We start from the raw sequence: 19,493 nt of genomic DNA on the forward strand, positions 1-19,493 counted from the left end.
CCCGATTGCGGGCGGGTCTCGCGGCTGGCACCCGGCAGTCGTCGCCCGGAACGTCAAGGTCGGGTCAATTCCTGTCCGGACAGGGATGGTTGACCACGATTGGAGTGTTCTTGTAATGCGCGCAACACCCCGGCGTATCACTGGGCGTTGTACAACGTAAGCTGTACCGGTGCTGAATCACGGCAAGTGGGGCGATACGCCCCCGGTATCGCCCCCGCCGGGCGGGACCCCCGCAGACGGCGCGACGGGCGGCGTGTCCGAAATAGGATGGATTGGATCGGCAGTGTAGAACGGGAGATGTGACGGCAATGATCGAAAATCTCCAGCTCCTCGAGGCTTTCGCCGTCCCCTCGCCGGGCAGCCACGTATGACCGGCACCCGGCAGACACGCGTGGCGACCTCGGCTGATTCCGCACGTGCCACCCTCGACAAGGCCGCGGACGAGAACTTTCCCGTGGCCCCCTTCTTCCTGCCGCGCGCCTGGCGCGACGATCTGATGGCCGTGTACGGCTTCGCCCGTCTGGTCGACGACATCGGTGACGGCGACCTCGCCCCGGGCGGCGCGGACGCCCGCCATCTCGGCGTGGACCCGGCCGACGCCGACGACCGCCTCGTGATGCTGGACGCCTTCGAGACCGATCTGCGGCGCGTCTTCACTCCCGACGGCGACGACACGCCGCACCACCCGCTGCTGCGGGGGCTGCTCCCCGCCGTACGACGCTGCTCGCTCGACCCCGAGCCCTTCGCCGGGCTGATCGCCGCGAACCGTCAGGATCAGCTGGTGCGGCGGTACAAGACGTTCGACGAACTCCTCGCCTACTGCGAGCTGTCCGCCAACCCCGTCGGCCGGCTCGTCCTCCAGATCACCGGTACGGCCAGTCCCGAGCGGGTGCGCCGGTCCGACGCCGTGTGCACCGCGCTCCAGATCGTCGAGCACCTCCAGGACGTGACCGAGGACCTCGCGCGCGACCGGATCTATCTGCCCGCCGACGACATGCAGCGGTTCGGGGTGACGGAGGCCGATCTGGCCGCGCCGGCCGGGAGCGCGGCGGTGCGTGCCCTGATCGCCTACGAGTGCGAGCGCGCCGGCCGGCTGCTGGACGAAGGCATGCCGCTGGTGGGCAGCGTCCACGGCCGGCTGCGGCTGCTGCTCGCCGGCTTCGTGGGCGGCGGACGTGCCGCCCTCGCCGCGATCGCGGCCGCCGGTCACGACGTCCTGCCGGGACCGCCCAGACCTGCCAGGACAAGGCTGTTGCGCGAAGTCGGAGCAGTCCTGCGAAGAGCGCGTAGAGAGGGGTGAGCGGGACGATGGAGGGACCGACCGACGTGTCGCCACCGGTGCAGGCCGCGTACAGCTACTGCGAGGCCGTCACCGGACAGCAGGCGCGTAACTTCGCCTACGGGATCAGGCTGCTGCCGACCGACAAGCGGCAGGCCATGTCCGCGCTGTACGCGTTCTCCCGGCGTGTCGACGACATCGGCGACGGCACGCTCGCGCCCGAGGCCAAGCGCGACCGCCTCGAAGTGACGCGGGCCCTGCTGGACCGCGTCCGGCAGGGCGCGATCGCCGAGGACGACACCGACCCGGTCGCCGTCGCCCTCGCGGACGCGGCACAGCGCTTCCCGATCCCGCTCGACGGACTCGACGAGCTCATCGACGGCGTCCAGATGGACGTCCGCGGCGAGGCCTACGAGACCTGGGACGACCTCAAGGTCTACTGCCGGTGCGTGGCGGGCGCGATCGGACGGCTCTCCCTCGGCGTGTTCGGCACACAGCCCGGCGCACGCGGCGCCGAACGCGCTCCCGAGTACGCCGACACGCTGGGCCTCGCCCTCCAACTCACCAACATCCTCAGGGACGTTCGCGAGGACGCGGCCAACGGACGCACCTACCTGCCCGCCGACGATCTCGCCAAGTTCGGCTGCTCCGCCGGATTCCACTCGGCGACCCCGCCGGCCGGCTCCGACTTCGCGGGCCTCGTCCACTTCGAAGTACGGCGTGCCCGGGCCCTCTTCGCCGAGGGCTACCGGCTGCTGCCCATGCTCGACCGGCGCAGCGGCGCCTGTGTCGCCGCCATGGCCGGGATCTACCGCCGCCTGCTCGACCGCATCGAGCGCGACCCCGAAGCGGTGCTCCGCGGCCGCGTCTCGCTGCCCGGCCGCGAGAAGGCGTTCGTAGCGGTGCGCGGTCTGTCGGGGCTCGACGCCCGGCACATCACCCGTCAGAGAGGGCGCGCCTGATGCCACGGCCCGACACGCACAACCGGCGGGCAACCGTCCGGACCGGTCCGGCGTCCCTGACGGCAACGGCCCGAGGGGAGGTCGCATGACGGACGAGGACATGCGTTCCCGGCACGCGGTGGTGATCGGCGGAGGACTGGCCGGAATCACCGCGGCGCTTCAGCTCGCCGACGCGGGCGTAGGCGTCACTCTCGTCGAAGGCCGCCCACGACTGGGCGGCCTCGCCTTCTCCTTCCAGCGCGGCGCCCTGACCGTCGACAACGGCCAGCACGTCTATCTGCGCTGCTGCACCGCCTACCGCTGGTTCCTCGACCGCGTCGACGGCGCCGCGCTGGCCCCGCTCCAGGAACGGCTGGACGTCCCCGTGCTGGACGTGGCCCGCGCCGGCGGACCCCGGCTCGGCCGGCTGCGCCGCACGGCGCTGCCCGTACCGCTGCACCTCGCCGCCAGCCTCGCCACCTATCCGCATCTCTCGCTCGCCGAGCGGGCGAGTGTGGGACGCGCCGCCCTCGCCCTCGGCCGGCTCGACCCGGCCGATCCCGCGCTGGACGGCATCGACTTCGCCACCTGGCTCGGGCGGCACGGCCAGTCGCAGCGCACCATCGAGGCGCTCTGGGACCTGGTGGGGGTCGCGACCCTGAACGCCACCGCGCCCCACGCCTCCATGGGGCTCGCCGCGATGGTCTTCAAGACCGGACTGCTCTCCGAGCCGGGCGCCGCGGACATCGGCTGGGCCCGGGTGCCGCTCGGCGACCTGCACGACACCCTCGCCCGCAAGGCCCTCGACTCCGCCGGTGTCCGCACCGAGCTGTCGACCCGGGTGCGCTCCGTCTCCCGCGCGGACCACGGCCGGTGGCACGTCGACATCGCCGGCGAGCGGCTGGAGGCCGACACCGTCGTCCTCGCCGTGGCACAGCGCGAGGCCCACGACCTGCTGCCCGAGGGCGCCGTCGAGGACCCCGACCGGCTGCTCGACATCGGCACCGCGCCGATCCTCAACATCCACGTCGTGTACGACCGCAAGGTGCTGCGCCGGCCGTTCTTCACCGCGCTGGGCACCCCGGTCCAGTGGGTGTTCGACCGTACGGAGGCATCGGGACTGACGGAGGGTCAGTACCTGGCGCTGTCCCAGTCGGCTGCCCAGGACGAGATCGACACCCCGGTCGCCGAGCTGCGCGCACGCTATCTGCCGGAGCTGGAGCGGCTGTTGCCCGCCGCCCGCGGTGCGCAGGTGCGTGACTTCTTCGTCACCCGTGAGCGCACGGCGACCTTCGCACCGTCCCCGGGCGTCGGCAGGCTGCGCCCCGGTGCCCGAACCCGTGCGCCGGGGCTGTACCTTGCGGGCGCGTGGACCGCCACCGGCTGGCCCGCGACCATGGAGGGTGCCGTACGCAGCGGCTTCAGTGCCGCCGGCGCCGCACTCTCCGCTCTCGGCCGCTCCCATGAACATCCGCTCAAGGAGGCGGCGTGAGCATCAGTACTGGAACAAGAGGAGAGACCGTGCCGACAGTGCCTTCGGCGAACCCGGCTGACGACACCGCAGTGGACGTGGACATCGTCGCGCTGCTGGAGCGCGGGCGGACCATGTCGACGCCGGTGCTGCGTGCGGCCGTGGACCGGCTCGCACCGCCCATGGACACCGTCGCCGCGTACCACTTCGGCTGGATCGACGCCGAGGGCCGGCCTTCGGACGGTGACGGCGGCAAGGCCGTACGCCCCGCGCTCGCCCTGCTGTCCGCCGAGGCGGCCGGAGCGTCGCCCGAGACCGGCATCCCCGGCGCGGTCGCGGTCGAGCTGGTGCACAACTTCTCGCTGCTGCACGACGACCTGATGGACGGCGACGAGCAGCGCCGTCACCGCGACACCGTGTGGAAGGTGCACGGCCCGGCCCAGGCGATCCTCGTCGGTGACGCGCTGTTCGCCCTGGCCAACGAGGTCCTGCTGGAGCTCGGCACGGTCGATGCCGGGCGGGCGACCCGGCGGCTGACCACCGCGACCCGCAAGCTGATCGACGGACAGGCCCAGGACATCTCCTACGAGCACCGCGAGCGGGTCACCGTCGAGGAGTGCCTGGAGATGGAGGGCAACAAGACCGGCGCGCTGCTGGCCTGCGCCGTCTCCATCGGCGCCGTGCTCGGCGGGGCGGACGACCGCACCGCCGACACGCTGGAGGCGTACGGCTACCACCTCGGTCTCGCCTTCCAGGCCGTGGACGATCTGCTGGGCATCTGGGGCGACCCCGTCGCCACCGGCAAGCAGACCTGGAGCGATCTGCGCCAGCGCAAGAAGTCCCTGCCGGTCGTCGCCGCGCTCGCCGCCGGAGGACCCGCCTCGCAGCGCCTCGGGGAGCTGCTCGCGGCCGACGCCAAGAGCAACGACTTCGACAGCTTCTCCGAGGAGGAGTTCGCCACCCGGGCAGCCCTCATCGAGGAGGCCGGGGGCCGTGAGTGGACCTCCCAGGAGGCACGCAGGCAGCACGCGATCGCCGTCGACGCCCTGAACGGCGTCGAGATGCCCGCGCACGTCCGGGCGCAGCTCGTGGCGCTCGCCGACTTCGTCGTCGTCAGGAAGAGATGATCGCCATCGCCTGCACCATATGAATCGCAGTCGCCGGCCGGCGACCGGGCAACCGGTTGCCGGCCGACGGAGACCCCAGCACAGCAGATCAGCACTGCAACGAAGGGGAAGCCATGACAGCGACGACCGACGGAAGCAGCGGGCCACTCAAGTCCCGCGCAGCCGCGGCCAGTTCAACAACCGACACACCGTTCGTCACCATCGCGAGCCCGGCCACGAGCGATCCGCCCGAGGCCGCACGGCATGCCGCGGAACGCTCGGTCGAGTATCTGCTGAGCATCCAGGACGCCGAAGGCTGGTGGAAGGGCGACCTCGAGACCAATGTGACGATGGACGCCGAGGACCTGCTGCTCCGTCAGTTCCTCGGCATCCAGGACGCGCGCACCACGGAGGCGGCCGGCCGCTTCATCCGCGGTGAGCAGCGCGAGGACGGCACCTGGGCGACGTTCTACGGCGGTCCCGCGGAGCTCTCCACCACCATCGAGGCCTACGTCGCGCTCCGGCTGGCGGGCGACCTGCCGGACGATCCGCACATGGTGCGCGCCGCCGCCTGGATCAGGGCACACGGCGGCATCGCCCAGAGCCGGGTCTTCACCCGCATCTGGCTCGCACTGTTCGGCTGGTGGAAGTGGGACGACCTCCCGGAACTGCCGCCCGAACTGATCTTCCTGCCCTCGTGGTTCCCGCTGAACATCTACGACTTCGGCTGCTGGGCCCGGCAGACCATCGTGCCGCTCACCGTGGTCTCGGCGAAGCGGCCGGTGCGGCCGGCGCCGTTCGCGCTCGACGAGCTGCACACCGATCCCGCGCGGCCGAACCCGGGCAAGCCGCTCGCGCCCGCCGCCAGTTGGGACGGCTTCTTCCAGCGCACCGACAAGGCGCTGCACCTGTACCGCAAGGTCGCCCCGCGCAAGCTGCGCGGGGCCGCGATGAACGCCGCCGCGCGGTGGATCATCGAGCGCCAGGAGAACGACGGCTGCTGGGGAGGCATCCAGCCGCCCGCCGTCTACTCGATCATCGCCCTGCACCTGCTGGGGTACGACCTCCGGCATCCGGTGATGCGGGCAGGGCTGGAGTCCCTGGACCGCTTCACCGTGTGGCGCGAGGACGGGGCCCGCATGATCGAGGCCTGTCAGTCGCCGGTCTGGGACACCTGCCTCGCCACCATCGCGCTTGCCGACGCGGGACTGCCCGGCGACCATCCCGCGCTGGTGAAGGCGGCCGACTGGATGCTCGGCGAGGAGATCGTGCGGCCCGGGGACTGGGCGGTGCGCAGGCCACAACTCGCGCCGGGCGGCTGGGCGTTCGAGTTCCACAACGACAACTACCCGGACATCGACGACACCGCCGAGGTCATCCTCGCGCTGCGCAGGGTCAAGCACCCCGACCCCTCCCAGGTCGAGGGCGCCATCGCCCGGGCCGGCCGCTGGACGCTGGGCATGCAGTCAAAGAACGGCGCCTGGGGCGCGTTCGACGCCGACAACACCAGCGCCTTTCCGAACCGGCTGCCGTTCTGCGACTTCGGTGAGGTGATCGATCCGCCGTCGGCGGACGTCACCGCGCATGTCGTGGAGATGCTCGCGCACGAGGGCAAGGCGCATCACCCGCGCACCCGGCGCGGTATCGACTGGCTGCTCGCCGAACAGGAGCCGAACGGCGCCTGGTTCGGCCGCTGGGGAGTCAACTACGTCTACGGAACCGGCTCGGTGGTCCCCGCACTCGCCGCGGCAGGGGTGCCCGCATCGCATCCCGCGATCCGCCGTGCGGTCCGCTGGCTCGAATCCGTCCAGAACGACGACGGTGGCTGGGGCGAGGACCTGCGCTCCTACCGGGAGGAGGAGTGGGTCGGCCACGGCGCTTCCACGGCCTCCCAGAGCGCGTGGGCGCTGCTCGCCCTGCTGGCCGCGGGGGAGCGGGGGAGCAAGGCGGTCGAGCGGGGCGTCACCTGGCTGGCCGCGACCCAGCGGGCCGACGGTTCCTGGGACGAGCCCCACTTCACCGGGACCGGCTTCCCCTGGGACTTCTCGATCAACTACCACCTCTACCGGCAGGTCTTTCCCCTGACCGCGCTCGGCCGGTACGTGCACGGCGAACCGTTCGCCGGGCGCGCACCCGGCCGCAAGGGGGGCTGATGGCAGCTTCCCCGGGGCCCTCCGGCGCCGCCTCGCCGCTGCTGATCGCCTGTGCGCTCGGTATCGAGAAGGCCGCCCTGCGCAGCGGCGACCGTAGCGGCGCACGGGGGCCGGTGACCGTGCTGCGTACGGGCATGGGACCGCAGAACGCGGAACGTGCCGTACGCACCGCCCTGAGCGCCACGGCCATGGGCGGCGCGCCGGTCGTGGCGTCCGGATTCTGTGCGGGGCTCGCCCCGGGGATGCATCCCGGAGACCTGATCGTCGCCGACGAGACCCGCCACCCCGCCGGCACCAGCCGCTGCACGGACACGGAACTGCTGGTCAAGGCCGTGGCCCGGGCCGTGCCCGGGCGCGCGGTGCATTGTGGCCCGCTGATCGGCTCCGATCATGTCGTCCGCGGTCCTGAGCGGGCGGCCCTGTACGCCACCGGCGCGATCGCGGTGGACATGGAGTCCGCCGTCACGCTCCGCACCGCGCTGGGCGCCGGACCCCGCCCGGTTGCGGCCGTCCGGGTGGTCGTGGACGCTCCAGAGCATGAGCTCGTCCGTATTGGCACGGTCCGCGGTGGAATATCAGCCTTCCGTGTTCTTCGTGCCGTGCTTCCTGCTTTCTTTGAATGGCACCATTCTTTGCTGCTCCCCAGGAGGTGAGCTAGATGGCCATGCCGCTTCGTCAGACCATCAGGGTCGGGACGTACCTCTTCGAACAGAAACTCCGCAAGCGGGAGAAGTTTCCGCTCATCGTCGAGCTGGAGCCGCTCTTCGCCTGCAATCTGGCGTGTGAGGGGTGCGGAAAGATCCAGCATCCGGCCGGTGTCCTCAAGCAGCGCATGCCGGTCGCGCAGGCGGTGGGTGCGGTGCTCGAATCGGGCGCGCCCATGGTCTCCATCGCGGGCGGTGAGCCGCTGATGCATCCTCAGATCGACGAGATCGTGCGCCAGTTGGTCGCGAAGAAGAAGTACGTCTTCCTCTGCACCAACGCGATGCTGCTGCGCAAGAAGATCGAGAAGTTCACCCCCTCCCGGTACTTCGCCTTCGCCGTCCACATCGACGGGCTGCGCGAGCGGCACGACGAGTCGGTGGCCAAGGAAGGCGTCTTCGACGAGGCCGTGGAGGCGATCAAGGAGGCCAAGCGCCGCGGCTTCCGGGTCACGACGAACTCGACCTTCTTCAACACCGACACCCCGCAGACCGTCATCGAGGTGCTCAACTACCTCAACGACGACCTGAAGGTCGACGAGATGATGATCTCGCCCGCGTACGCGTACGAGAAGGCACCCGACCAGGAGCACTTCCTGGGTGTCGAGCAGACCCGCGAGCTGTTCAAGAAGTCCTTCGCGGGCGGCAACCGGCGGCGCTGGCGGCTCAACCACTCGCCGCTGTTCCTCGACTTCCTCGAGGGCAAGGCGGACTTCCCGTGCACCGCGTGGGCGATCCCCAACTACTCGCTCTTCGGCTGGCAGCGGCCCTGCTACCTGATGAGCGACGGGTACGTCCCCACGTACCGGGAGCTCATCGAGGAGACGGACTGGAGCAAGTACGGCCGGGGCAAGGACCCGCGCTGCGCCAACTGCATGGCGCACTGCGGCTACGAGCCCACCGCCGTCCTCGCCACGATGGGCTCCCTCAAGGAGTCCATCAGGGCCGCGCGGGACACCGTCTCGGGAAATCGCGGGTGACGTGATGTCTGGAGAGCCTGTCGCACTGGGGCTCCCGGAGCTGCCGGCCCGGCCGATCGCGATGCGCCGCACCTCGCGGCGCATCCAGGTCGGGCCGGTGGCGGTCGGTGGGGATGCGCCGGTTTCGGTGCAGTCGATGACGACGACCAGGACGTCGGACATCGGTGCCACGCTGCAGCAGATCGCTGAACTGACCGCGTCGGGTTGTCAGATCGTGCGGGTCGCGTGTCCGACGCAGGACGACGCGGACGCGTTGGCGACGATCGCCCGCAAGTCGCAGATTCCGGTGATCGCGGACATTCATTTTCAGCCGAAGTATGTGTTCGCGGCGATCGACGCGGGCTGTGCGGCGGTGCGGGTGAATCCGGGGAACATCAAGCAGTTCGACGACAAGGTCAAGGAGATCGCGCGGGCGGCGGGTGATGCGGGGACCCCGATCCGGATCGGGGTGAACGCGGGTTCGCTGGATGCGCGGTTGCTGGCGAAGTACGGCAGGGCGACGCCGGAGGCGCTGGTGGAGTCGGCGCTGTGGGAGGCGTCGCTGTTCGAGGAGCACGGCTTCCGGGACATCAAGATCTCGGTGAAGCACAACGACCCGGTGGTGATGGTCAACGCCTACCGGCAGCTGGCGGCGCAGTCGGACTATCCGCTGCATCTGGGTGTGACGGAGGCGGGTCCGGCGTTCCAGGGCACGATCAAGTCGGCGGTGGCGTTCGGTGCGCTGCTCAGTGAGGGGATCGGGGACACGATCCGGGTTTCTCTGTCGGCGCCGCCGGCGGAGGAGGTCAAGGTCGGTATCCAGATCCTGGAGTCGCTCAATCTGCGTCAGCGGCGGCTGGAGATCGTGTCGTGTCCGTCGTGCGGTCGGGCGCAGGTGGATGTGTACAAGTTGGCCGATGAGGTGACGGCGGGTCTTGAGGGCATGGAGGTGCCTTTGCGGGTCGCGGTCATGGGGTGTGTGGTGAACGGCCCGGGTGAGGCTCGTGAGGCCGATCTGGGTGTCGCGTCCGGCAATGGCAAGGGTCAGATCTTCGTCAAGGGCGAGGTCATCAAGACGGTGCCCGAGTCGAAGATCGTGGAGACGCTCATCGAAGAGGCGATGAAGATCGCCGAACAGATGGAGAACACCGGGGCGGTATCGGGTCCGCCCGCCGTCACCGTGAGCTGAACCGGCAAGTGAAGGGGGTCCGACCGTGACGATTCTGGAGAGCATCAGGGGGCCGCGCGATCTCAAGGCGCTGACCGACGAGGAAATCGAAGAACTCGGCAGAGAGATCAGAGAGTTCCTGGTCCATGCGGTGGCCAGAACGGGGGGCCATCTCGGCCCCAATCTCGGCGTGGTGGAGCTGACGCTGGCTCTGCACCGCGTTTTCGACTCGCCCGTCGACCGCATCCTGTGGGACACCGGCCACCAGAGCTACGTGCACAAGCTGCTCACCGGCCGTCAGGACTTCTCCAAGCTGCGGGGCAAGGGCGGGCTCTCCGGCTACCCCTCCCGCGAGGAGTCCGAGCACGACGTCATCGAGAACTCCCACGCGTCCACCGTGCTCGGCTGGGCCGACGGCCTCGCCAAGGCACATCAGGTGCTCGGCTCCACCGGCCATGTCGTGGCCGTCATCGGGGACGGCGCGCTGACCGGCGGAATGGCCTGGGAGGCGCTGAACAACATCGCCGCGGCCAAGGACCGCCCGCTGATCATCGTCGTCAACGACAACGAGCGTTCCTACGCGCCCACGATCGGCGGCCTCGCGAACCACCTCGCCACCCTCCGTACGACCGACGGCTACGAGCGCTTTCTCGCCTGGGGCAAGGACGTCCTCCACCACACCCCGGTCGTCGGCAAACCGCTGTACGAGTCCCTGCACGGGGCCAAGAAGGGCTTCAAGGACGCCTTCGCCCCGCAGGGGATGTTCGAGGACCTGGGCCTGAAGTACGTAGGACCCATCGACGGGCACGATGTGGCGGCGGTCGAGTCGGCGCTGCGGCGGGCCGCCCGTTTCCACGGGCCCGTCCTCGTGCACTGCCTGACCGAGAAGGGCCGCGGATACCAGCCGGCGGTCGAGGACGAGGCGGACCGGTTCCACACGGTCGGCGTGATGGACCCGCTCACCTGCGAGCCGCTCACGCCGGCCGGCGGACCGTCGTGGACGTCGGTGTTCGGTGACGAGATCGCCGAGATCGGTGCGGAGCGCCCGGACGTCGTCGCGATCACCGCCGCGATGCTGCACCCGGTCGGACTCACCCGGTTCGCCGAGCGCTTCCCGGACCGCGTGTGGGACGTCGGGATCGCCGAGCAGCACGCCGCCGTCTCCGCGGCCGGACTGGCCACCGGCGGACTGCATCCCGTCGTCGCCGTCTACGCCACCTTCCTCAACCGCGCCTTCGACCAGTTGCTGATGGATGTCGCCCTGCACCGGTGCGGCGTGACCTTCGTGCTGGACCGGGCCGGGGTCACCGGGGTCGACGGACCCTCGCACAACGGCATGTGGGACATGTCGATCCTTCAGGTCGTCCCGGGGCTGCGGATCGCCGCTCCCCGCGACGCCGAACGGCTGCGCCAGGAGCTGCGCGAGGCCGTCGCGGTGGACGACGCACCGACCGTGCTGCGCTTCCCGAAGGAGACGGTGAGCGAGCCCGTCGAGGCCGTCGACCGGGTCGGCGGGATGGACGTCCTGCACCGTGCGGAGGACCCCGAGGTGCTGCTGGTGTCCGTGGGCGCCCTCGCCTCCGTCTGCCTTCAGGCCGTGGACCTGCTCCGCGGGCGCGGGATCCGCTGCACGGTGGTGGACCCGCGGTGGGTCAAGCCGGTGGACGAACAGCTCCCACCGCTCGCCGCGGCGCACCGGCTGGTGGCCGTGGTGGAGGACAACAGCCGGGCCGGCGGCGTCGGTTCGGCCGTGGGGCAGGCGCTCCGGGACGCGGGAGTGGACGTGCCGCTGCGCACGTTCGGCATTCCCGAGCAGTTCCTCGCCCACGCCAAACGCGGCGAGGTGCTCGCCGACATCGGCCTCACACCGGTGGAGATCGCGGGACGGATCAGTGCCGCCCTCGTGCCTAAGGAGAACTGAGGAATGACCGAGCCGCTCAAGGCATGCGAGCAGCCCCCCGGCGCGGAGCCGCCCAAGGGCTTCGACCTCGCGAAGCTGCTCGCCGAGCGTGGGGCCGAGCGCTACGACCTGCATCTGCGGCACCTCAATCACCAACTGCCGCGCATGCTGCACACCATCGGCTTCGACAAGGTCTACGAACGGGCCGAAGGCGCCTACTTCTGGGACGCCGAGGGCAACGACTACCTCGACATGCTCGCGGGCTTCGGGGTGATGGGCCTCGGCCGCCACCACCCCGTCGTCCGCAAGGCGCTGCACGATGTGCTCGATGCCTCGCTCGCCGATCTCACCCGCTTCGACTGCCAGCCCCTGCCGGGGCTGCTGGCCGAGAAGCTGCTGGCGCACAGCCCGCATCTGGACCGGGTGTTCTTCGGCAACAGTGGTACGGAAGCGGTCGAGACCGCGCTGAAGTTCGCCCGGTACGCCACCGGCCGCCCGAGGGTGCTGTACTGCACCCACGCCTTCCACGGGCTGACCACGGGATCCCTGTCCGTCAACGGCGAGGCGTCCTTCCGTGACGGGTTCGCCCCGCTGCTGCCCGACACCGCGCTCGAGCCCGGCGACCTCGCCGGGCTGGAGCGCGAGCTGGGGCGCGGCGACGTGGCCGCCCTGGTGGTCGAGCCGATCCAGGGCAAGGGGGTCATCGAGCCCCCGCCGGGGTTCCTGCGCGCCGCTCAGGACGCGCTGCGCCGGCACAAGGCGCTGTTGATCGCCGACGAGGTGCAGACCGGCCTCGGCCGTACCGGCGACTTCTACGCCTACCAGCACGAGGACGTCGAGCCGGACCTCGTCTGCGTGGCGAAGGCGCTCTCCGGTGGTTACGTACCGGTGGGGGCGACCCTCGGCAAGGACTGGATCTTCAAGAAGGTCTACTCCTCGATGGACCGGGTCCTCGTGCACTCGGCGAGCTTCGGCTCCAACGCCCAGGCGATGGCCGCGGGCCTGGCGGTCCTGTCGGTGATCGAGGACGAGCAGGTCGTGGCGAACGCCCGGGCGACCGGTGATCTGCTGCGGTCCCGGCTGGCCGCGCTCGTCGACCGGTACGAGTTCCTGCACGAGGTACGCGGACGCGGTCTGATGATCGGTATCGAGTTCGGCCGGCCCGACTCGATCAAGCTCCGCAGCCGCTGGACCATGCTTCAGGCGGCCCGCAAGGGCCTGTTCGCGCAGATGGTCGTGGTGCCCCTGCTCCAGAAGCACCGCATTCTCACCCAGGTCTCCGGCGACCATCTGGAGGTGATCAAGCTGATTCCGCCGCTGACGATCGGCGAACGGGAGGTCGACCGGTTCGTCGCCGCCTTCACGGCCGTCATGGACGACGCGCACGCCGGGGGCGGTCTGATGTGGGACTTCGGCAAGACCCTGGTGAAGCAGGCGGTCGCCAACCGCTGAGCTTTTGCCTCTGAGGCAACAAGTTTGCCTCAGAGGCACTTTCTCTGGCCCAATGGATGCATGACCAGCCATGCGGGAGAGTCGGCGGGCACGCTGCCCGATGTCGCGCCCCGGCTGCGCGATCTGCGCCGCCGCCGAGGGCTCACCCTGGAAGCAGCCGCGCATCGCGCCGAGCTGTCACCCGCCCATCTGTCCCGGCTGGAGACCGGCCGCCGGCAGCCGTCGCTGCCGATGCTGCTCGGTCTCGCCAGAATCTACGGTACGACGGTCGCCGAGCTTCTCGGCGAGCAGGCGCCCGAGCGTGAGCCCGTCATCCGGGCCGGTGCGCGCGAGCCCACCGCGGCGGACGGCTGGACCTACCACCAGGCCGGCGGATCCGGCCGCGCGATGCAGGCCCTGCGGGTGGTGGTGCCGTACGGAGCCCAGGGTGACCTGGTGCGGGTGCACCCGGGCGAGGAGTGGATCCACGTCCTCGACGGACGGCTGCGGCTGAGCCTCGGCGACACGGTGCACGAACTGGCCCCCGGGGACAGCGCGCACTTCGACTCGCTGACTCCGCACCGCATCGCGGCGGCCACCCCGGAAGGGGCCGAGCTGCTGTTCGTGCACACGCTGCTGCAGAGCCCCGATCTGCATCCGCACGCCTGAATCCGGGGACCCTCCGCACCACCGAGCCGAAAGGGAGACCGTCGTGTCCGAGAGCAACGAGGAGAAGTCGTTTCCCCGGGGGCTGGTGATCCGTCTCTTCGCGTATCTGGTGGCGGGCCATGTCTTCGCCGGGTTCCTCTATCTGCTGTTCACCGTGGGGGCGAAGTAGCCGGTTTCGGCGAGAGGTTCACGTACGGCGGGCGGCTGTACGTGAACCGGTGCGCTCACGCCGAGGGGCTCACGCCTCGTCGAGGAGCCGGGCCCGCAGCTGCTCGCGCGTCTCGGGGCTCACCTTCAGGCCCTCGGTGAGATAGCGGTCGGTGGTGCCCCAGGTCTGATCGATCGTGTCGAACGCGGCGTGCAGATACGTGGAGCGTGCGTCGAAGAGGGGGCTCAACAGCTCCATCACCTCCGGCGACATACCGGCGGGGGAGTTGTCCTTGCGCCGGACCACGTAACGCCGGTGCGGGTCGTTGGACTTGAGGTAGTCCGCCTCGATCGCCTCGCGCTCCACCCCGACCGCCATCAGGGACACGGCGATCGACAGACCCGCGCGGTCCTTGCCCGCGGCGCAGTGCATCAGGGCCGGCACGCTGTTCTCGGCGAGTGCGTGCAGGACCCGGCTGTGCTCGCCGGTGCGCTGCGTGATGATCGTGCGGTACGAGGCGGACATCCTGTCGGCCGCCTTGCCGTCCGAGAGGATCGAGCGCAGCTGGTCGATGTTGCCCTCGCGGACCATCTTCCAGAACTCCGCGCCGTCGGCCGGGTCGGTGAGCGGCAGATTCAGATTGCGTACGCCGGGAAGCTCGACGTCAGGACCTTCCAGCCGCATGTCCGCCGCGTTGCGGAAGTCGAAGATCGTGTGCAGGCCGAGCGTGGTGAGGAACGAGGCGTCGGTCGCGGTCGCGTTGGCGAGATGGCCGCTGCGGAAGAGCTTTCCGTACCGCACCTGCCTGCCGTCCACGGTCGGCAGACCACCCACGTCCCGGAAGTTGCGCACACCGGCCAGTTCGGGCTCGGTCGACGGGACCTGCGGCAGCTGCTGCGTCACGTGAGCTCCTGAAGTCACTGCGGTCGGCGCCGGTCGCCGACGACGGCGTGTTTCGACGATACGACATGGGTTCGTCGGGCAATCATCTTGGCCCCGACCCCGCAGAGGCGTTGCACGAGCGGTGGTCCGCGTCGGATGATGTGCGGGCCTGTGCGGACCTGTGAGTATCTGAGGGGTCGGGATGATCGAGAGCGTTGGCAAGGGTCGTACGTGGGTTCTCTCCGGACCGACGAGCAGCTATGCACTGCACCTCACGGACAGCGACGAGCTGCTCCATCTCCACTGGGGGCCACGCATATCCGGTGCGGACGCCGAGGCGGTCGCGGACCGGGGGCTGCCGCTTTACTGGCCGTTCGAGTCCCCTCTCGACGGGCACGAGGAGTACCCCGTCGAGGGCGGCCCCCGGTTCGTCCGTCCCTCTCTCTCCGTCCGCACGCCCCAGGTGCGCGGCACCGAGTGGGCCTTCGCCGACGCCTCGGCGGACGGCGACGAGCTGCGGCTGCGTTTCACGGACGCCGTGCACGGGCTCGGGCTCACCCTCCACCACCGCATGCGCGACGACGCCGATGTGGTCGAGCGCTGGGTGACGGTCGCCCATGAAGGGGACGGGCCCGATCTGGAGCTGCTGCGGGCCGACGCGGCGGCCTGGACGCTGCCGCAGCGCGACGCCTGGCGGCTGAGTCAGCTGCACGGCCGGTGGGCCGCCGAGTCCCTGCTCGTACGGTCCCCGCTCACCTACGGCGAGAAGGTGCTCAGCAGCCGCCGCGGCCACACCGGCCATCAGCACCTCCCCTGGGTCGCGCTCGACGCGGACGGGGCGACCGAGGAACACGGCGAGGTCTACGGCTGCGCGCTCGCGTGGTCCGGGTCGTGGCGCATCAGCGTCCAGCAGCTGCCCGACGGCCTGGTGCAGATCACCGGCGGGGCCGGTTACGACGACTCCGGACTGCTGAAGCTCGCTCCGGGGGAGAGCTACACCTCACCCGTCTTCGCCGGCCTGTGGAGCGCCGAGGGGTTCGGCGGCGCCAGCCGTGCCTGGCACACGTGGCAGCGCGCGCGGGTGATCCCGGACGCCGCCGCCGACCGGCCCGTCCTCTACAACTCCTGGGAGGCCACCAACTTCGACATCTCCGAGGACCAGCAGCGCGCGCTCGCCCGGCGGGCGGCGGACATGGGCGTCGAGTTGTTCGTGGTCGACGACGCCTGGTTCGGGCAGCGGACGAGCGACCGCGCCGGCCTCGGCGACTGGACCCCCAACCCGGACCGCTTCCCGAACGGCCTGCGGCCGCTCGCGGACGAAGTGCACGAGCTCGGCATGCAGTTCGGCATCTGGGTCGAGCCGGAGATGGTCAACGCCGACAGCGATCTCTACCGGGCGCACCCCGACTGGGTGCAGCACCACCCCGGACGGACCAGGACCGAGCTCCGCAACCAGCTCGTCCTGAACCTCGCCCGCCAGGACGTGCAGGACTACCTGTGGGAGCAGTTGCACACGCTGCTCGGCAGCGCACCGATCGACTATGTGAAGTGGGACTTCAACCGCTGCTTCACGGACGCCGGCTGGCCCGGTGAGGACTATCCGCAGCGGCTGTGGGTGGAACACGTCGACGCCCTCTACGCGCTCCTGGAGCGGCTGCGTGCCGCACACCCCGGTGTCGCGTTCGAGTCCTGCTCCGGCGGCGGCGGCCGGATCGATCTGGGGATCCTCTCCCGCACCGACCAGGTGTGGACCTCGGACAACACCGATCCGCTGGACCGGCTCGCGATCCAGGACGGCTTCACCCAGATCCACCCCGCTCGGGTGATGGCCGCCTGGGTCACCGACAGCCCCAATGTCCAGCTCAACGGGCGATTCAGCAGCCTGCGCTTCCGCTTCGTGAGCGCGATGGCGGGTGTGCTCGGGGTGGGCGGCGACCTGACCGAGTGGACCGCGGAGGAGCTGGCCGAGGCGCGCGACTGGGTGGAGCTCTACAAGAAGATCCGGCCGGTCGTGCAGCACGGAGACCTGTACCGGCTGCGGGCACCGGAGGGCGGGCTCAGCGCCGTGCAGTACATACGCGGGGACGAGACCGTCGTCCTCGCCTGGCTCCAGGCGCAGCACTACGGCGAGCAGCCGCCGCGGCTGAGGCTGCGCGGCCTCGACCCGGCCGCCGCCTACGCATGCCCGGACACGGCGCAGGTGCACCGGGGATCGGTACTGCTGCACCACGGGCTGGAGACCGGGCTGAAGGGTGACATGGACGCCACGGTGATCAGGTTGCGACGAATTGGCTGATACCGCTCATCATTCTTTGCATATGGGTTTTCTGTCCGAATTGAACTGTTCGCCACAGCCTGCCCCGTCTGGAATGGAGATGGGAAAAGGCCCGTGAGCAGGATCTCATTCGTGACGGACCGTGGCTGATCCACCGGCCAGAAATGCGACGCCAGAAGGAAGTTGAGGCTCCTTCGTCCACGGAGTGTGACCGGAATTTCCCGTCCGATATACATGTGGCCCGTGATCGGAAAAAGAGGTGGCTTGTTCCCGTCCGTAATGCTCGCTTACGGTCACGGAAATCCGGACGGACCGCCTAATCCTGCCGCCGACCGGAATACCCACCCACCCACGTGTGGCAGGAGCGGGGGACCCAGGTAGTACGCCGTCCGGTGCTCCGGACGGCTTGGGGTGAAGTCACGCAGCCATGTGACCGGGCAGCTCCAGCCCGAACCCGACAGCTCACCTCGCCGGCGCCGGAGAGGAATGCGCCATGCCCGGAAAGGGTAAGCACCGCCGTCCCAAGTCCCGTTCCATCTCCCGCGGTTTCGTCGCCGCGGGTACCGGTGGCGCAGCCATCGCCCTCCCGCTGATGGGTGCGGCAGGCGCCCACGCCGCGGACAAGGCCGCTCCCGCCGCGGCCCCGGCCGTCGCTCCGCAGAAGGCGGCCGCCGCACCGGCCGCTTCCACCGCGCAGAAGCCGGCCGCCCCCACGTCGTACCGCGTCGTCGCCGGTGACTATCTGTCCAAGATCGCCGCCGAGCACGACGTCCGTGGCGGCTGGCAGAAGCTGTACGCGGACAACCGTGCCGCCGTGGGCGACGACCCCGCGCTGATCCACCCGGGCCTCAAGCTCACCATCGGCGCCAAGGCTCAGGAGCGGCCGGCCGAGAAGCCGGCGCAGAAGGCGGCCCCCGCGAAGCCGAAGGCCTCGGACAACGAGGACCGCGCCTCCCGCAGCGAGTCCCGCGCGAGCGACACGGCCGCGAAGGCCTCGACGAGCTACTCGGCCGAGTCCGCCCCGCAGGAGAGCGCCTCCGGCTACTCCGCGCCGCTCGACTCCGCCGCCGTCACGACCCCGTACCGCGCCTCCGGCGCCATGTGGTCCAGCGGCTACCACACCGGTATCGACTTCTCCGCGTCCACCGGCACCACGGTCAAGTCCGTGGGCCCGGGCAGTGTCGTCTCCGCCGGGTGGAGCGGTGCGTACGGCAACGAGGTCGTCATCCAGCACACCGACGGCACCTACTCCCAGTACGCCCACCTCTCGTCACTGACCGTCTCCGCGGGTCAGAACGTGAGCGGTGGACAGCAGATCGGCCTCTCCGGCTCCACGGGCAACTCCAGCGGCCCGCACCTGCACTTCGAAATCCGCACCGGCCCGGGCTACGGCTCGGACATGGACCCGGTGTCGTACCTGCGCCAGCACGGCGTTTCTCTCTGACGCACCCAAAACGCCCGAATCCCCTCGTGCCGCCCATTCCGGCACGGGGGGATTCGGCGTATTCCGCGCTTGTCGAAACTTGACCGGTGGCAAAGATCACGCACCGTCAACCCCTCCTTACGGTCGCGTAGGTCACACGCGTAAGGACAGGATGAGTTCTTGTGTCAGACGATTCGAGAACAGACGAAAAAGGCGCAATCGGGTCGTACGCGGCGATCGGTGACAGCTTCACCGAAGGCGTCGGAGACCCGGGACCGGACGGGGCGTTCGTCGGCTGGGCGGACCGTTTCGCGGTCCTGCTCGACGACCGGATGCCCGAACACACCTTTCGCTACGCCAACCTCGCCGTGCGCGGCCGGCTGCTCGACCAGATCGTCGCGGAGCAGGTGGCGCGGGCGGTGGAACTCGCCCCGGACCTGGTGACGTTCTGCGCCGGCGGCAACGACATCATCCGCCCGGGCAGCGACCCCGACGACGTGGCCGAACGTTTCGAGCGGGCCGTCGCCGATCTCACCGGCGCGGTCGGGACGGTGATGGTGACCACCGGCTTCGACACCCGCGGTGTGCCGGTGCTGCGCCATCTGCGCGGCAAGATCGCCACGTACACGGCCCATGTCCGGGCCATCGCCGACCGCTACGACTGTCCCGTGCTGGACCTCTGGTCGCTCAAGTCGGTCCAGGACAGGCGGGCGTGGGACTCGGACCGCCTGCACCTGTCGCCCGAGGGTCACACCAGGGTCGCCCTGCGCGCCGCCCAGGTCCTCGGACTCGACGTACCCGCCGACCCGGACCAGGAGTGGCCGGTCCTGCCGCCGCGCGCTCCCTATGAAGTGCGCCGGGACAACGTCCAGTGGGCACGCGAGCACCTGGTGCCGTGGATCGGCCGCAGGCTGCGCGGCGAGAGCTCGGGCGACCACGTCGAGGCGAAGCGGCCGGACCTGCTGCCGCTGTGAGGCGGGCGGCGGG

16 protein-coding genes and 1 riboswitch are annotated in these 19,493 nt (G+C 70.2%); of the genes, 15 read left to right on the plus strand and 1 reads right to left on the minus strand.

All coding sequences use genetic code 11. The features are described from left to right. The first annotated feature begins 367 nt into the window (after positions 1-367). The 12 genes from hpnC (at position 368) to ACQPWZ_RS31110 (ending at position 13,947) form a co-directional block, all read left to right on the plus strand. Positions 368-1,300 (plus strand): squalene synthase HpnC, encoded by a 933-nt coding sequence (gene hpnC / locus ACQPWZ_RS31055; protein ID WP_340476581.1) that lies wholly within the window; start codon positions 368-370, stop codon positions 1,298-1,300. A gap of 8 nt (positions 1,301-1,308) precedes the next feature. Then, on the plus strand, positions 1,309-2,241 hold the full coding sequence (hpnD, locus tag ACQPWZ_RS31060) for a presqualene diphosphate synthase HpnD (RefSeq protein WP_313942880.1): 933 nt from the start codon (positions 1,309-1,311) through the stop codon (positions 2,239-2,241). A gap of 85 nt (positions 2,242-2,326) precedes the next feature. Continuing rightward, entirely contained in the window at positions 2,327-3,712 is a 1,386-nt protein-coding gene (hpnE, locus tag ACQPWZ_RS31065) for a hydroxysqualene dehydroxylase HpnE (protein WP_433573004.1), read from the plus strand. 38 nt (positions 3,713-3,750) lie between these two features. Continuing rightward, positions 3,751-4,818 carry a polyprenyl synthetase family protein gene (locus ACQPWZ_RS31070; RefSeq protein ID WP_433573894.1) on the plus strand — a complete coding sequence of 356 codons (1,068 nt, stop codon included), beginning with the start codon at positions 3,751-3,753 and terminating at the stop codon, positions 4,816-4,818. 113 nt (positions 4,819-4,931) lie between these two features. Next, positions 4,932-6,950, plus strand: a complete 2,019-nt coding sequence (gene shc / locus ACQPWZ_RS31075) for a squalene--hopene cyclase (RefSeq protein ID WP_433573005.1) — start codon at positions 4,932-4,934, stop codon at positions 6,948-6,950. Then, entirely contained in the window at positions 6,950-7,603 is a 654-nt protein-coding gene (locus ACQPWZ_RS31080; protein WP_356703390.1) for a 1-hydroxy-2-methyl-2-butenyl 4-diphosphate reductase, read from the plus strand. Before shc ends, ACQPWZ_RS31080 begins: the two co-directional genes overlap by 1 nt. Positions 7,604-7,608: 5 nt before the next feature. Then, positions 7,609-8,631 carry an adenosyl-hopene transferase HpnH gene (gene hpnH / locus ACQPWZ_RS31085; protein WP_340476586.1) on the plus strand — a complete coding sequence of 341 codons (1,023 nt, stop codon included), beginning with the start codon at positions 7,609-7,611 and terminating at the stop codon, positions 8,629-8,631. Positions 8,632-8,635: 4 nt separating this feature from the next. Beyond that, on the plus strand, positions 8,636-9,799 hold the full coding sequence (gene ispG, locus ACQPWZ_RS31090; protein ID WP_340476587.1) for a flavodoxin-dependent (E)-4-hydroxy-3-methylbut-2-enyl-diphosphate synthase: 1,164 nt from the start codon (positions 8,636-8,638) through the stop codon (positions 9,797-9,799). Between the two features lie 25 nt (positions 9,800-9,824). Continuing rightward, on the plus strand, positions 9,825-11,699 hold the full coding sequence (gene dxs, locus ACQPWZ_RS31095) for a 1-deoxy-D-xylulose-5-phosphate synthase (protein WP_405574256.1): 1,875 nt from the start codon (positions 9,825-9,827) through the stop codon (positions 11,697-11,699). A gap of 3 nt (positions 11,700-11,702) precedes the next feature. Next, a complete protein-coding gene (locus tag ACQPWZ_RS31100; protein ID WP_405574258.1) occupies positions 11,703-13,130 on the plus strand; it encodes an aspartate aminotransferase family protein in 1,428 nt (475 codons plus the stop codon). 60 nt (positions 13,131-13,190) lie between these two features. Further along, on the plus strand, positions 13,191-13,778 hold the full coding sequence (locus ACQPWZ_RS31105; protein WP_340476590.1) for an XRE family transcriptional regulator: 588 nt from the start codon (positions 13,191-13,193) through the stop codon (positions 13,776-13,778). Positions 13,779-13,821: 43 nt separating this feature from the next. Continuing rightward, the gene (locus tag ACQPWZ_RS31110) at positions 13,822-13,947 is read left to right on the plus strand and encodes a DUF6126 family protein (protein WP_313942871.1); all 126 of its coding nucleotides are present in this window, start codon (positions 13,822-13,824) and stop codon (positions 13,945-13,947) included. Between the two features lie 69 nt (positions 13,948-14,016). On the opposite strand, the gene ACQPWZ_RS31115 is transcribed toward ACQPWZ_RS31110, so the two are convergent. After that, positions 14,017-14,829: a tyrosine-protein phosphatase gene (locus ACQPWZ_RS31115; protein WP_383235085.1), complete on the minus strand. Its 813-nt coding sequence runs from the start codon at positions 14,827-14,829 to the stop codon at positions 14,017-14,019. Positions 14,830-15,010: 181 nt separating this feature from the next. Between ACQPWZ_RS31115 and ACQPWZ_RS31120 the strand changes: the two genes are divergently transcribed. The 3 genes from ACQPWZ_RS31120 (at position 15,011) to ACQPWZ_RS31130 (ending at position 19,480) form a co-directional block, all read left to right on the plus strand. After that, the gene (locus ACQPWZ_RS31120; protein WP_433573006.1) at positions 15,011-17,104 is read left to right on the plus strand and encodes an alpha-galactosidase; all 2,094 of its coding nucleotides are present in this window, start codon (positions 15,011-15,013) and stop codon (positions 17,102-17,104) included. 315 nt (positions 17,105-17,419) lie between these two features. Next, positions 17,420-17,574: riboswitch (cyclic di-AMP (ydaO/yuaA leader) on the plus strand. A gap of 2 nt (positions 17,575-17,576) precedes the next feature. Next, positions 17,577-18,527 (plus strand): M23 family metallopeptidase, encoded by a 951-nt coding sequence (locus ACQPWZ_RS31125; RefSeq protein ID WP_433573007.1) that lies wholly within the window; start codon positions 17,577-17,579, stop codon positions 18,525-18,527. Between the two features lie 161 nt (positions 18,528-18,688). After that, complete coding sequence (locus ACQPWZ_RS31130; protein ID WP_340476594.1) at positions 18,689-19,480, plus strand: SGNH/GDSL hydrolase family protein; 792 nt, start codon at positions 18,689-18,691, stop codon at positions 19,478-19,480. Positions 19,481-19,493 lie beyond the last annotated feature (13 nt).

The sequence above is a fragment of the Streptomyces sp. CA-251247 genome (assembly GCF_050952975.1).
In the GTDB taxonomy this organism is placed as follows: Bacteria; Actinomycetota; Actinomycetes; order Streptomycetales; family Streptomycetaceae; genus Streptomyces; species Streptomyces achmelvichensis.